Origin of the sequence: Streptomyces sp. NBC_00358 (assembly GCF_036099295.1) — a bacterium.
Lineage (GTDB): Bacteria > Actinomycetota > Actinomycetes > Streptomycetales > Streptomycetaceae > Streptomyces.
Genome location: NZ_CP107976.1, coordinates 5107886 through 5121825, shown reverse-complemented (window position 1 = coordinate 5121825; position 13940 = coordinate 5107886). Strand labels below are relative to the sequence as shown.

Sequence of the window (13940 nt, the reverse complement as noted above, 5' to 3'; positions counted from 1 at the left end):
CACTCGTCGCCCAGAGTTCACCCAGGAGCCAGTGTTGATTCACTTGAGGTGCCGGAAACGGACGCGTACGGGTCCGAACGTGGGAGCGTGGGGTTCTCGGGTCCCTCCGGCCGCCGGGCGGTGGCCGGAACAGCACGGTCCCGGACCCCGGACCCCCGAAGCTGACGTACGAGAGGGACAACCACATGCGTGACGCGTATCACGAGGAACTTGACTCGATCGGCGACGGCCTGGTCGAGATGGCCCGGCTCGTCGGGTCGGCGATCGGGCGCGCCACGACGGCGATCCTCGACTCCGATCTGAAGCTGGCCGAGAGCGTGATCGCTGCCGACCAGAAGGTCGACGATCTCCAGCACGAGCTGGAGGCCCGCGCGATAGCCCTGCTGGCCCGCCAGCAGCCGGTGGCGACGGATCTCCGTATCGTCGTCACCTCGCTGCGGATGTCGGCCGACCTGGAGCGCTCCGGCGACCTGGCCCAGCACGTGGCCAAGCTGGCCCGGCTCCGTTTCCCCGACCGCGCCATCCCGCACGACCTGCACGCCACGATCCTGGAGATGGGCCAGCTCGCCCAGCGCCTGATGGCCAAGGCGGCCGAGGTCATCATCACCAAGGACGTCGACCTGGCGATGCAGCTGGAGCAGGACGACGACGAGATGGACCTCCTGCACCGCACGCTCTTCCAGCACCTGCTGGACGACAAGTGGAAGCACGGCATCGAGACCGCCGTCGACGTCACCCTCCTCGGCCGCTACTACGAGCGCTTCGCCGACCACGCCGTCTCGGTCGCCAAGCGCGTCGTCTACCTGGTCACGGGCGAACACGCCGACGAGCTCCAGTCGGACATCCAGCCGGTCACGGGGGTGGAGGGCGCGTAGCCCTCTCGGGGCGGACGCGACCTGCGGGCCCAGCAGTTCCCGGTCGGGGACGGCTGGGCCCCGCTCTTTCCCGGGGCGGCCGAGGGCAGCACGCCCTGCTCCTGGTCCGCCCCGCGTGGGATTCCCGCTCCGGGCGCGCGAGACGCCTCAGTGCGCCGTTGATGCGCCCGCCAGGCTGGGCATGAGATGGGCGACAGGAGCTGTGCGGCGCGGTGTGCGCGGCACGCCTCCGTGCCTGAAGGAGGGACCCATGGCCGAATCTCCCAGCACGCCCGATCCGACGCAGGACCGTGACACCCAACAGCCCGCCGAGATCAAAAGCCTCCCTTTGTTCGGCGCCTGCGGCTGCGGCTCCGGCTGCGGCTGCGGCTGCCAGTCGGGCAACCCCTGCCAGTGCGGCTGACCGCTCACCTACGTCCAGTACGTCCAGAAGGGCCCCGTCGTCGTGACGGGGCCCTTCGCCCTTGAACGGGTCGGGCGCACGGGTCGGAGGCGCGCCCCCGACCGGATCCACGCGCCCCGGACGGGATCATCGGGATCCACCGGATCTAGCGGAGGGCGACGCTGTCGCCGGAAGCGGTCGCACCGCTGGTGGTGCCGGTGCCGGCGAACTTCCAGCGCCAGGTGCCGGAAGAGTTCGCGGTGACCGTCGTCCTGAGCTTGCCGCTGCTGTCCGTGCTCACGGTCTTGACCGTGCCGTACGTCGAGGAGCCGGACTTCTTGAACTGGAGCGCCACCGGCTGGCCGCCGTACCCCGCGTACACGTTGGTGTCCCAGCTCGCCCGGGTCAGCGTCCCGGTGACGGTGAGGGTGTGGCCCTTGACGACGGGCTCGGGCGAGGCCTGCGCGGCCGCCAACTCGGCGTACCGTTTGATCTTCACCGGAGCGCCGGTCTGGAGTTCGTAGAAGTCCCCGTCCATGGCGGCGGCCTCCGCGGTGAATTGCCAGGTCCCGGCCGAGCTGTTCTTGAGGTCGTAGTAGTCGGTGCCGTGAGGGTCCAGGCTGTACTTGAAGACGCACTTCCTCGTCGTCGACGAGGGCTTCGTGCAGGCGGCGGAGCCGGCGTGGATGACCCGGCTGTCGGGGCTCACCAGCTTGGCTCCGTAGATGTCCTTGATCCCGGACCCGTCCTTGGCGGTGGCCGTGACCGTCATCGTCTGGGTCGCGCTGACGCCGACGTCGACGGTGGTCCTGCTGAAGGCCAGCGAGGTGAAGGCGGTGTCACCCTTCCTCGTGTCCGCGTGCGCCGCGGGAGTCAGGAACGACAGCAGCGCGAAGGTGCCGACGGCAGCGGCCGCGGCGGTACGTATACGCATCTCTCTCCAGAAACTCGGAGCGCCAGTACCTGTCCGAGGTCGCGGTGACCCTGGCGCTGGACGTCCCCGACGTGTTCGTGGTGGCGGCCACGACCGACTGTCAGCAGCCGGTGCCCGGCGTCCGGCCGCCGGGCCCTGATCGGCCTGGCGGCGGCCGTCGCGGACGCCTCCCCCGACAGGTCACAGACAATTGCGCGCAGTGTACGCACGGGCTCCGGCTCGGCGGACGCGGCCCCTCACACGCTGCCGCCTGTCGAAGCGGAGCACCGTCCGCGATCCCGATGGACCCGGGCGGAATCCCGGTGGGCCGGTCCTTCGCGATCTCTCGGAGGACCGTGCGGGACCCCTAAGGACCGGATGCGCTCGCGCCGGACCGAAGTCTGCGCGATTACAGCTCTGTTGTCCGATTGACCGTGGTCTGACCCACGGATTCTGCTACCTCTGTGACAGGGGAGGCGGGCCCGGCCCGCGTCGGCGCGAGGGGCGCTGCCAGGAGGGGACACACGTGAGCACGACACCACGGGACACGGTCATCGCCAACGAGCAGAAGGCAGTGGACCGCGCCTACGACTGCTACGAGGCCCGGCTCGCGGAGATGACCTCGCCATCGGCGGCCACGGCCTCCGCGACCGGCAAGGACAGCGTCGCGGTCCGCAGGAAAGCGGAGAGCACGGCGGAGGAGTACGGCGGTCTCGGGGGCGAGGCCCTGGTCATCAGCCGCGTCGACATCCAGGAGGGCGACGGCTCCGAGCCGGAGACGTTCTATGTCGGGCGACGCCATGTCTTCGACACCGAGACCCGCGATCAGGTGGTGGTCTCTTGGACGAACCCGATCGCCGTGAGCTGGCAGAACGCCCGGCCGGAGACCCCTGGCGACGTACTCCTGCGGCGCCGGCTGCGCTGCGCCGAGCGTACGGTCGAGGACTTCCTGGACGAGATCACCCCGGCCGCGGGCCCGTACACCGGCACTCCGGGACTCGGCGGGGAGGCCGCGTCACCGTCGGTCCTGGAAGAGGAGCCCGCTCCTCTCGAAGCCCCCGAGAAGCCGGAAGACAGCACCGTCCCACCCGCCGCGGGGGACGACGGACGGCCGCGTGCCATCCCCTCGCCACGCCGCGGCACCGGCAGACGGCGTCAAAAGCCGCAGCCCGTCGACGAGTTCCTCCTGCGCGAACTGCGCCGGTCCCGCAGTGGCCGGATGCGGGACATCGTCGAGACGATCAGACGTGACCAGATGGCCCTGGTCACCGGTTCGCCCGCGGACGTCCTCGTCGTCCAGGGCGGCCCCGGCACCGGAAAGTCGGCGGTCGGCCTGCACCGCGTGACCTGGCTCGTCAACAACGACCACTTCCGCGCGCAGGACATCCTGGTGGTGGGACCGCACCAGAACTTCCTGGAGTACGTGGGGCGCGTCCTGCCGACCCTCGGCACCCGCAACGTCACCGCCGTACAACTGGCCCGCCTCTGGGAAGGGGAGATCCAGGGCGCGGACTCCACCGCCGCCCGGCTGGTGAAGTCCGACGAGCGGATGGCGGCCGTCCTGCGCAGGCGGGTGGAGAGCGAGTGCCGCCCCGAAGCCCTCGACACCGTCATCTCCACTCCCTCCCACGCCCAGGACGAACCGGCCTTCGTCGTGATCGTGGGCGGCACCTCACTGCGTCTGCCGCGCTCGGAGGTGCTCGGTCTCCTCCAGGACGCCCGCGGGGGACCCAACGGCCACCGGGCGCGCAGGGACCGCTTCCGCACCCTGCTGGTGGACCGGCTGCTCGGTGAACTCGTCCGCGTCGCCCCACGCCGCAGCAGGGACACGACCGTACGCCGCGAACTGGAACGCAACCGGCAGGTCACGACGCTCGTCGAACGGGTCTGGCCCGCGCTGAGCCCCGAGGAAGCGCTGCGGGGCCTGCTCAACTCCCCCACCAGACTGCGCGAGTGCGCCTCCGGAATCCTCGACGAGGGTGAACAGGCCTCTCTCCAGCGGCCGAAGGCCGACAGTGCCGCCGAAGAGCCCTGGACCATCGATGACTTGGTGTGTCTGGAGGAGCTGCGTTTCCTCATCGCGGGCGAGACCCCGCAGCGGTACCGGCACATCGTGGTCGACGAGGCGCAGGATCTCACCCCGATGCAGGCGAGGTCCCTGCGCAGACGGTGTCCGACCGGCTCCATGACCGTGCTGGGCGATCTGGCCCAGGCCACCGGCCCGCACTCCTACACCGCCTGGGACGAGCTGGGCGGAATCCTGTCCGCCCAAGGGGACTGGCGGGTGGCCGAGTTGAACACGAGCTACCGCGTACCGGCCGAGATCATGGAGTTCGTGGCGCCGCTGGCCCGAGCCGTCGCGCCCTCCCTGCCCTACCCGACGGCCGTACGACGGGCCGGCGCCGAGGCCGTGCGGCTCGTCTCCACGACTCCCTGGGAGTTGCTGGACGACGCGGCGACCCGCACCGCACGACTCGTGAGCACCGATGACGGGCGGTCCCCGAGGTCCGTTGCCGTCATCGTCCCCGACGACTCCGACTGGCTGGAGGAGGTCCGCCGTCGCGTCGACCTCGTGGCCGGGATGACCGAGGAGACGCTACGCACCGTGTCCGTACTCCCGGCCGCGCAGGCCAAGGGCATGGAGTTCGACCACGTACTGGTCCTGGAGCCGACGACGATCGCCGACCGGGGGCCCGCCGGACTGCGCCAGTTGTACGTCGCCCTGACCCGCAGCACCCAGACGCTGACAGTCCTCCACACGACACCGCTGCCGATCGAGCTCGGCGCGTCGGACGACAGGACGGACGGTGCAACGGACCGCGGAACGACCGGGGGAACAGACCGCGGAACGAACGGCGGCACGAACAGCGGCACCGGCGATGGCGGGAGTGGTGAAGTCCCCCCCGTTCCAACGTACTTGACTCCCATCTCCCTCCCCTCGCTCTCCTCTCTGATCTCGCTCCCCTCGCTCTCCTCGCTCCCCTCTTCCACCTCGTCAACGACCGATGCACTGCCGGTCGGCACAGCCGTCGAGGTGCGGGTGCTCGGCCCCGGCCCCGGATCGCACTGGAAAGTGAAGGCCCTGGCCCCCGCGACGGAACGAACCCTTCTCCTGGTCCCCCGCCACGGTGAGCCCGCCCCGACCGCCGGCTCCCGGCTGGACGGCTGGGTGACCCGGAACGAAGGCCAGGTCAGCCTGGTCTCGGCCGGCGACTTCGGCCGCAGACCCATCTCCGCGCGGATGGCGCCCCGTTACGACGCCGCGCTCGGGGTCCTGGGGTCCATCGTCCACGGCGACTGTGCGACGCCACCGGAGATGACGGCGCTCCTCGCCGAACTGAAGGGCATGGCCGGCCGCTGCCTGCGCCGCGACCGGGTCGACTGGCTGAGCGTCTGGCGCCTGCTGGGTTCCGCCGACCGCGACCGGCTGAGCGAACTGGCGGACCTCGCCCAACGCGCCCGGCAGGCGGTCGGATCGGACCTTCCCGGCCTGCGAGCCGCCCTGCCGGACGATCCCGCGTTCCGCGACTGGACCGACGCGCTCGACCGGGCTCGGCACGAACTCCGCCAACGAGCCGGCACCGAACCGGCACCCGGGCCGGACCCGGAACCCAGGCCGGGACCGGAGCCCGTACGGGAACCGGAGTCCGTACGAGGACCGGAGTCCGTACGAGGACCGGAGTCCGTACAGGAACCCGACACCGTGCCCGGGCCCGACTCGGCACCCGGGCCCGGCACGACACCCGGAGCCGACCCCGCGCGACCCGAGGCGATCACGGCTGCTTCGACCGAGCCGCGCACGACACACGAGCAGAAGGACAGCGACTCCATGAACACCACCGCTCTCCAAGCCACCGATTCGGCCAACGATTCCGCCACCGATTCCGCACCCTCGGACGGGCGGGCGACGTGGAGCGGGGAACTCGCTCGGCACCTGGCCGTCGAGGCGGGGGCGGACCGGGACTGCAACACGCACGAGGCCGTGCGCTTCGAGTTGAAGGCCGCACTCCTGCGAGCGGGCCTGCGCCCCTCGGATTCCGCCGTGGCCGATGTCGTCCTGGACGGCCCGGACGGTTTCCTCCGCTACGAGGTGCTCGGCGCCGGCCGTTCCGGCTACCCGCACCTGCGCGCCGGAGCCGTCCGTCTCCTGGAACTCGACCGGATGGAACGGCGCTCGGCGGACACCCGCTACCTGGTCCTGTCCGAGCCGCCCGCGGAGAGCTGGGCTCCGGACGCCATTCGGAACGCCTTCGACGTGCACGTCGTATGGCGCACCGCGGAGGGTTGGCACGGCCCGGACGCACGAACCGCCTTGCGTCTGACCGATTGACACAAGGCCCCCGGATGACGAGGGTCTCTCTGACCAGGGGCTGTCCGACCAGGGTCTCCCTGACCAGGGGCTGTCTGACCAGAGGCTGTCTGACCAGAGGCTGCCTGATCGGACGACGTGCCCCGGAAAGCGCGGCGAACCAACGGTCACAGCTCGCCACGCCACTCCCCGCGCCCTAGGAGCGCGGGCGGAATCCGAAGGAACATGTGAAGCGCGCCGTCCCCGCCACTGCCCCCGTCCCGGTCCCCGCCCCCATCCTCTTCCTCGACGTCGACGGCCCCCTCATCCCGTTCGGCCCGTCCTCCACCCGGCGAGGAACCTCCGGCTCCGCCCCGCGCCTCGGCCCCGAAGCGGCAACGGCGAAGGCGACGCCGACCAGTACGGGGGACCGGGGAAATCCGCTGCTCGGACGACTCGACGTGGCCGTGGGGCCGCGGCTCACGGCCCTGGGGTGCGATCTGGTGTGGGCCACGACGTGGATGGACGAGGCGAACGAGTCCGTCGGCCCGCGGATCGGGCTGCCCAGGCTGCCGGTGGTGGAGTGGCCCGAGGTCGCCGCCGACGAGGGGCCGCACGGTCTGCACTGGAAGACCCGCACCCTCGTGGAGTGGGCCGACGGCCGCCCGTTCATCTGGGTCGACGACGAGATCGGCGCCATGGACCGGCTCTGGGTCGCCGCCCAGCACGAGGGCCCCGCTCTGCTTCACCGTGTCGACCCGGGCGAGGGCCTGACGGACGACGACTTCTCCGCGCTCGCCGACTGGCTCCGTAAGGTCGGCTGATTCCGCTACGTCAACTGGTCGCGCACGACATCCAAGAACGCCATGCGGCTGGGGCGTATGTAGGCCCAGACCCTCTCGTCCCGCGGCTCTCCCGGATCGCCGGGCCCGTTCCTGATCACGTCCTGGACGTCGTACGCCAGGGCGCGCGCCGCATGGTTCACCTCGGGCGCGCACAGCATGTGGATCGTCTTCTGGGCCACCCACATACGGTCGATGGACTGTTTGGCCCGTGCCTGCCACTGCTCGTCGGCCAACTGGTGGTGATAGTGGTCCACGGCGACACGTTCGGCTTCCTGCACCGCGGACAGGAAGTCGATGAGGTGGGTGACGCGTTCGCTGCGACGCGTCTCGGCTCGTTCACGAGAGCTCCGTCGTACTTCGGTCCGCTCCGAAGCGCGCCCCAGCAACCACTGGGTCCCTGTCGACACGAGACCGCCGAGCAGGACGCCGAATAACGGCACAAGGGTTGTCGATGTCACGCCTCGACGATGACACCAACGCGGCCGTATCACCGCTCTCTCGGATATTTCCGACGCCACCCGGTCCCCATGCGGTAGGTACTCGCCCGTCGACAGGACCAGAAGACCCATCGGCGTCGCGCATCCGCGGTGATCGGCGCCCCGTTTCGCCAGGGCGAGACGGCAAGCCCGAGCACTGACAGCCCACCGCCCCGCTCGCCTCCGCCTGTGTCTGGCCCTCACCGTTCCGGCCGCTCACGCGGACACGGTGGTGGGCGACACCAAGGTGTCGAACGTGGTGGTGAACGGTGGCAAGGACGTCGCCGTCGGTACGACGAACATGGTGAGCTTCAAGGTCACGTTCACCGCCTCCGACCCGGCCGGCATCGCCTCCGGGCAGACGTACCTCTACCACGGCACCTGGAGCGACCCCGACGACTTCTGGACCCAGGACTCGCCCAGCGAGACCGTGTGCACCTCGGGGACCACCGTCACCTGCACGTCGACGTACAGCGTCTGGCCCGAGTACGACCTGTACGGCAACGCCTTCGCCGGCACCTGGCACTTCGGCGCGTACGCGAAGGCCAAGGACGGCGACTCGGTGAAGCGGACGAACCTCGGCACCTTCCACGTGCAGCGCTACTCCAAGCTCACGGTCAACGCCTCGCCGGAGCCGGTCACCAAGGGCCGGACGATCACCGTCACGGGCAAGCTGACCAGGGCGAACTGGGATGACCGGAAGTACCACGGGTACACCGGACAGCCGGTCAAGCTGCAGTTCCGCAAGGCGGGCAGCAGCACGTACAGCACCGTCAGGACGGTGGACACGGACGGCAGCGGCAATGTGAAGGCCACGGCCACCGCCTCGGTGGACGGCACCTGGCGCTACTACTTCGCGGGCACGAGCACCACCCCGGCCGTCGCGGCCACGGGCGATTCCGTCGACGTGAAGTAGCCGCGGGTCCGGCCGCGGTCTCCGAACAACGCAGGGCCGCACCGCTTCGGCGTCCCTGCTCATCGAGGATCTCAATACCCTTTTACCGACATGGAGTTGACCAGGCATCGGCCCCGCCGCGCACGGATGCGTATCCGGCCTCCGCCCCAGGCAGGATCGCGATGCCGTGGGTTTCGACCGCCCGGGGCCGGGCCGCACCGTGCCGGGCCGTCGGGCCGACGGGCCGCCTCGAAGAGAAGATCAAGAAGGCATCGACGGCTCTGTGGCGGACCCAATAGGATGCGGCGCTCAATCCAGCCGCGATCATGCAAAGAGGGGGCGCGGGATGCTACTGACGTGCCGGAAGTGTCGACAGCGTGAAGTCGCTTTTGACGGGATCAAAGGGTTGTGTCCGGTCTGTCAGCAGGAGAGCGACTCGTCGAAGCCGCCTCAGCGTCGCGGGCGCAACGACAAGGCGGCGTTGCTGGTCCAGTCCAAAGTGAGTCCCGGCCGGGTCTCGCTGTCGGGCCCACTGCTTACGGTGCTGGCCGCGGCCGCGGTAGCCATCGTCAACGAGGCCGTGCGGTTCTCCGCCGAGCGCACGCGGGCTCACCAATGGACCTTGGCCGCCGCCGACAACGGCTACGGCTACGACCGGCAGGCGTTGCACAGCGCACTCCAGACGATCAACACCACGGGCATGCTGCGCTTCGTAGCCTTCATGGCAGTTCTGTACGCCTACCAGCGGTGGGCGCGCGTCGGCCACGCGAACGCCATGTCACGCACCGACATCGGGCTGGGATGGATCAGGGCCCTGCCAGGCGGCAGCGGAGTCGTCTGGGCCTACGGCGGGTGGTTCCTGTCGGTCTTCGCCGCGCTCTACGTCTCGTTCGTGACCAACTCCAACCTCCAAACGCCCGACGACTACAAGACCGCGGCGAACGTCGACGCCGGCTACAGCCTGGTCCGAATAGCCCTGGCCGTCCTACTGAGCGTGTTCACCGTGCAGTTGACCCTTGGGCTGAACAAGCTGCTGGCCACACCGCAGACGATGGACGTGGCCGACCGGCCCGTCGAGCTGCAGACCGCCGACGAGGAGTAACGCGCCACGGCCGGCCGCAGCGCCGCCCCGAACAGGGCACAGAGGGCGCCCAGACCGCGATCACGCCCCCGCCCCACGCCGTATGCGCAGGTCGGGGGCGTGATCGCGAAAACTACTTCTTCTTGCCCTGGTTCTTGACCGCCTCGATCGCCGCCGCGGCGGCGTCCGGGTCGAGGTAGGTGCCGCCCGGGTTGAGGGGCTTGAAGTCGGCGTCCAGTTCGTAGGAGAGAGGGATGCCGGTGGGGATGTTCAGGCCCGCGATGTCGGCGTCGGAGATGCCGTCGAGGTGCTTGACCAGGGCGCGCAGCGAGTTGCCGTGGGCCGCGACCAGGACCGTACGACCGGTCAGGAGGTCCGGGACGATGCCGTCGAACCAGTACGGAAGCATGCGGACGACGACGTCCTTGAGGCACTCCGTCTGCGGGCGCAGCTCCGGCGGCAGGGCCGCGTAGCGCGGGTCGTCGAACTGGGAGTACTCGGCGTCGCGATCGAGCGCCGGCGGCGGGGTGTCGTACGAGCGGCGCCAGAGCATGAACTGCTCCTCGCCGAACTCGGCGAGGGTCTGGGCCTTGTCCTTGCCCTGGAGGGCTCCGTAGTGACGCTCGTTCAGGCGCCAGCTTCGGTGGACCGGGATCCAGTGGCGGTCCGCGGACTCCAGCGCCAGCTGCGCGGTGCGGATCGCGCGCTTCTGGAGCGAGGTGTGGACCACGTCGGGCAGCAGGCCGGCGTCCTTGAGCAGCTCACCGCCGCGGACTGCCTCCTTCTCGCCCTTCTCGTTGAGGTTGACGTCCACCCAACCGGTGAACAGGTTCTTCGCGTTCCATTCGCTCTCGCCGTGGCGGAGGAGGATCAGCTTGTACGGTGCGTCGGCCATGGCTCCGAGCGTAATCGAACCCCGCGACCGCTCGCGCCCTCGGCCATCAGTCGGACACGGGAACCCCCGCCTGGCCGCTCCCGCTCCTCCGCGACGTCCTTCAGTTGACGGCATCTGTTAATTGAGTGGCTCTCCGAGGCAGCCCACTCGTAAGTTGTGCTCACCGCCCGAGCCGCTTACATCCGTGGGGGATCCATGCCAGCCGCCGTCCTGAGACGTGCCTTCCGCGAGACCGTCTCAGGGCTTCCCCGCGAGTTCTGGTGGCTGTGGACCAGCACACTGATCAACCGGCTCGGGGCCTTCGTCGCCACCTTCATGGCGCTGTATCTGACCCTCGACCGCGGCTACTCCGCCTCGTACGCCGGTCTGGTCGCCTCCCTGCACGGGCTCGGCGGTGTGGTCTCCTCGCTCGTCGCCGGAGTGATGGCCGACCGGTTCGGCCGGCGGCCCACCCTGCTGGTCGCGCAGGTCTCGACGGCCGGCTCGGTGGCGCTGCTGGGCTTCATGCACGACCCGGTGGCCATCGCCGCGGTCGCCTTCCTGGTCGGCATGACCAGCAACGCGTCCCGGCCCGCCGTGCAGGCGATGATGGCCGACATCGTCCGGCCCGAGGACCGCGTCCGCGCCTTCTCGCTCAACTACTGGGCCATCAACCTCGGCTTCGCGGTCTCCTCGATCGGCGCCGGTTTCATCGCCGAGTTCAGCTATCTCGCGGGCTTCCTCATCGAAGCCGGCATGACCCTCGTCTGCGCTCTCGTCGTCTTCGCGAAGCTCCCGGAGTCCAGGCCCGTGCAGGTCGCCAAGGAGACGGAACCGGCGGTCGGGCTCGGGACCGTGCTGCGCGACGGACGGTTCATGAGTGTCGTCGGGCTTTCGTTCCTCGTCGCCCTCGTCTTCCAGCAGGGCTCCGTCGGGCTGCCGGTCGCCATGGGCAGGGCGGGCTTCACCCCGGCCGACTACGGCACGGCGATGGCCGTCAACGGCGTACTCATCGTCGCGCTCCAGATCCCGGTCACCCGTTTCATCGAGCACCGGGACCCCAAGCGGCTGCTCGTGATCTCGTCGCTGCTCGCCGGGTACGGGTTCGGGCTCACCGCCTTCGCCGGGTCGGTCGGGGTCTTCACGCTCACCGTCTGCGTGTGGACCCTCGCCGAGATCGTCAACGCCCCGACGCAGACCGGCCTCGTCGTCCGCCTGTCCCCCGTCCACGGCCGCGGCCGCTACCAGGGCATGTACACGCTCTCGTGGGCCCTCGCGGCCCTCATCTCCCCGGTGATGTCCGGCGTCGTCATCGACCACCTCGGCGCGGCCTGGCTCTGGGCACTGTGCGCGGTGGTCGGAACGGCGGCGGGACTCGGGTACGGGCTGCTCATGCGCCGACTCCCGGCGGAGGAGTCGGTACGGGAGTCGTCCCAGGGTCCTGGGACGGGTACCGAGGCCCGGCCCACCGCAACGCCCCGCACGGAAGCCACCCCGGCCTGAGCCGCACAGGTCCGCCATCACACCGGCCGCCATCACACCGGTCCGCACGCACACCGGCCTGAGCCGCACCGGCCGCCATCACACCGGTCCGCGAGTACACCGGCCTGAGCCGCACCGGTCCGCCGTCACCCGGCGGGTGGTGACTCGGGCGGGTGGTGACTCGGGCCGGTAGCCGTCTCCGGCCGGCGGCCGGCCACCCCGACCCGTGGGCACCCGGCCCGCTGCCGCCTCCCGGGGACCCAACGGGCGCATCCGCACCTCACGGATGCATCCGCGCCCCCTTCACCACCTTGTCCACCGCGTTCCGCGGCCCGTACACCGCGATGCCCACCAGATCCAGTTCGCCGGTCGGCACGGCCCGTACGGCCGCGCGGTTGTCCCGGTCGTTGCCCGTGCCGAACAGGTCCGACGTGAAGACCGCTCGCGGCAGCGCCCGGGACAGCGCGCGGCCGTGGGCGGCGGTCAGCGTCTCCTTCGAAGCCTCCAGGACCAGCACCGGCTGCCGGAACATCGGGAGGTAGGAGACCCCGTCGGCATCCTCGTACGGCTCCCCGATCACCTCGGAGACCGCCGTCCCCAGGCCGCTGACGAGGAAGGCGGTCACATTGAGCCGCTGCCAGGGCTCCAGGTCGTCGCGCAGGACGACGGTGATCTTGGTGTCGAAGCGGACGGGTGCGTCGCCCGACAGGCTCGCTCCGCCGGTACCGGAAGAATTCGCACCGCTCGCTCCGCCGGTACCGGAAGGGTTCGCACGGCTCGCTCCGCCGGTACCGGAAGGGTTCGCACGGCTCGCTCCGCCGGTACCGGAAGGGTTCGCATCGCTCCCGGCGGCGGGGCCGGAGGGGTTCGTAGCACTCCCGGCGGTGGGGCTCATGTCGTTCTCGCTGCTCATGCGAGAAGACTGCCGACCGGCGTACCCCGTCGTCTTGTACGTTCTTTGCATGGCCCCGCAGCGTGAGATCTCCGCGTGGCGCCCGAGTGTCCCGGGCGTCGTCGAGGTCTTCCACGCGCACTACACCGAGTACGCGTACCCGATGCACGTGCACGAGGCGTGGACCCTGCTGATCGTCGACGACGGCGCCGTCCGGTACGACCTCGACCGGCACGAGCACGGCACCCCGCACGACACGGTGTCGCTGCTGCCGCCGCACATCCCGCACAACGGCGCTCCCGCCACGGAACACGGCTTCCGCAAGAGGGTCCTCTACCTGGACGGTTCGCGACTGGCCGACGACCTCATCGGGCCGGCGGTGGACGGCCCCGATCTGGCGGACCCGGTGCTGCGGCGCAGGGTCGGCCAGTTGCACACCGCGCTCGCCCACCCCGGGGACGAGCTGGAGGCCGACAGCAGGCTGACGCTGATCGGGGACCGGCTGCGCGACCTGCTGCGCCCCTGGTCGGCGGCCGGGCCCGCGCGCGCCGACCGGCCGCTCGCCCACCGGCTGCGCGAACTCCTCGACGAACGGCTCGCCGAGGGGATCGCCCTCGACGAGGCCGCACGACTGGTGCACGCCCACCCCGCCCACCTGGTCCGGGCGTTCAGCGGCACGTTCGGCATCGCCCCTCACCAGTACCTGTTGTCCCGCCGGGTGGACCGTGCCCGCCGCCTGCTCCTCGACGGACGGCCACCGGGCGAGGTGGCCACCGCGACGGGCTTCTACGACCAGTCCCATCTCACCCGCCATTTCAGGCGGTTGGTGGGGGTACCCCCGGGACAGTACGCACGGTCGTGAACCGGGACGGTACGGGCCGTCGTGGACCGGGGGCCGTACGGGCGGTCGTGGAGCGGGGCTGTACGAGTGGTCGTG

General features: G+C 70.4%; 12 protein-coding genes. 8 read left to right on the top strand and 4 right to left on the bottom strand.

Annotated features, from left to right (window positions below):
* Positions 1–185 precede the first annotated feature (185 nt).
* Positions 186–875, top strand: coding sequence for a phosphate signaling complex protein PhoU (gene phoU / locus OHT01_RS21725; protein WP_328554782.1), 690 nt, complete (start codon positions 186–188; stop codon positions 873–875).
* Between the two features lie 250 nt (positions 876–1125).
* Complete coding sequence (locus OHT01_RS21720) at positions 1126–1278, top strand: hypothetical protein (protein WP_167455652.1); 153 nt, start codon at positions 1126–1128, stop codon at positions 1276–1278.
* 145 nt (positions 1279–1423) lie between these two features.
* Here the strand turns inward: OHT01_RS21720 and OHT01_RS21715 are convergent, their stop codons facing one another.
* On the bottom strand, positions 1424–2191 hold the full coding sequence (locus OHT01_RS21715; RefSeq protein ID WP_328554781.1) for a calcium-binding protein: 768 nt from the start codon (positions 2189–2191) through the stop codon (positions 1424–1426).
* A 505-nt stretch (positions 2192–2696) separates the two neighbouring features.
* Here OHT01_RS21715 and OHT01_RS21710 point away from each other — a divergent pair.
* Both OHT01_RS21710 and OHT01_RS21705 read left to right on the top strand, forming a co-directional pair.
* Entirely contained in the window at positions 2697–6500 is a 3804-nt protein-coding gene (locus OHT01_RS21710; protein WP_328554780.1) for an ATP-binding domain-containing protein, read from the top strand.
* A gap of 206 nt (positions 6501–6706) precedes the next feature.
* A complete protein-coding gene (locus OHT01_RS21705; RefSeq protein WP_328554779.1) occupies positions 6707–7282 on the top strand; it encodes a hypothetical protein in 576 nt (191 codons plus the stop codon).
* Between the two features lie 5 nt (positions 7283–7287).
* On the opposite strand, the gene OHT01_RS21700 is transcribed toward OHT01_RS21705, so the two are convergent.
* Positions 7288–7761, bottom strand: a complete 474-nt coding sequence (locus tag OHT01_RS21700; protein WP_328554778.1) for a hypothetical protein — start codon at positions 7759–7761, stop codon at positions 7288–7290.
* 250 nt (positions 7762–8011) lie between these two features.
* Between OHT01_RS21700 and OHT01_RS21695 the strand changes: the two genes are divergently transcribed.
* On the top strand, positions 8012–8695 hold the full coding sequence (locus tag OHT01_RS21695; RefSeq protein WP_328554777.1) for a calcium-binding protein: 684 nt from the start codon (positions 8012–8014) through the stop codon (positions 8693–8695).
* Between the two features lie 385 nt (positions 8696–9080).
* A complete protein-coding gene (locus tag OHT01_RS21690; RefSeq protein WP_328554776.1) occupies positions 9081–9776 on the top strand; it encodes a hypothetical protein in 696 nt (231 codons plus the stop codon).
* Between the two features lie 112 nt (positions 9777–9888).
* Here the strand turns inward: OHT01_RS21690 and OHT01_RS21685 are convergent, their stop codons facing one another.
* Positions 9889–10650 carry a phosphoglyceromutase gene (locus OHT01_RS21685; RefSeq protein WP_328554775.1) on the bottom strand — a complete coding sequence of 254 codons (762 nt, stop codon included), beginning with the start codon at positions 10648–10650 and terminating at the stop codon, positions 9889–9891.
* A gap of 195 nt (positions 10651–10845) precedes the next feature.
* On the opposite strand from OHT01_RS21685, the gene OHT01_RS21680 reads away from it, so the two are divergent.
* Entirely contained in the window at positions 10846–12132 is a 1287-nt protein-coding gene (locus tag OHT01_RS21680) for an MDR family MFS transporter (RefSeq protein ID WP_328554774.1), read from the top strand.
* Positions 12133–12391: 259 nt separating this feature from the next.
* On the opposite strand, the gene OHT01_RS21675 is transcribed toward OHT01_RS21680, so the two are convergent.
* Positions 12392–12820, bottom strand: a complete 429-nt coding sequence (locus tag OHT01_RS21675; protein ID WP_328558210.1) for a DUF2000 domain-containing protein — start codon at positions 12818–12820, stop codon at positions 12392–12394.
* Between the two features lie 253 nt (positions 12821–13073).
* Here OHT01_RS21675 and OHT01_RS21670 point away from each other — a divergent pair, with 253 nt between their 5' ends.
* Positions 13074–13865: a helix-turn-helix transcriptional regulator gene (locus OHT01_RS21670; RefSeq protein ID WP_328554773.1), complete on the top strand. Its 792-nt coding sequence runs from the start codon at positions 13074–13076 to the stop codon at positions 13863–13865.
* Positions 13866–13940 lie beyond the last annotated feature (75 nt).

Coding starts and splice junctions, on each gene's coding strand:
- OHT01_RS21720 (WP_167455652.1), top strand. CDS start 1,126: ATGGCCGAATCTCCCAGCACGCCCGATCCGACGCAGGACCGTGACACC.
- phoU (WP_328554782.1), top strand. CDS start 186: ATGCGTGACGCGTATCACGAGGAACTTGACTCGATCGGCGACGGCCTG.
- OHT01_RS21685 (WP_328554775.1), bottom strand. CDS start 10,650: ATGGCCGACGCACCGTACAAGCTGATCCTCCTCCGCCACGGCGAGAGC.
- OHT01_RS21680 (WP_328554774.1), top strand. CDS start 10,846: ATGCCAGCCGCCGTCCTGAGACGTGCCTTCCGCGAGACCGTCTCAGGG.
- OHT01_RS21715 (WP_328554781.1), bottom strand. CDS start 2,191: ATGCGTATACGTACCGCCGCGGCCGCTGCCGTCGGCACCTTCGCGCTG.
- OHT01_RS21670 (WP_328554773.1), top strand. CDS start 13,074: ATGGCCCCGCAGCGTGAGATCTCCGCGTGGCGCCCGAGTGTCCCGGGC.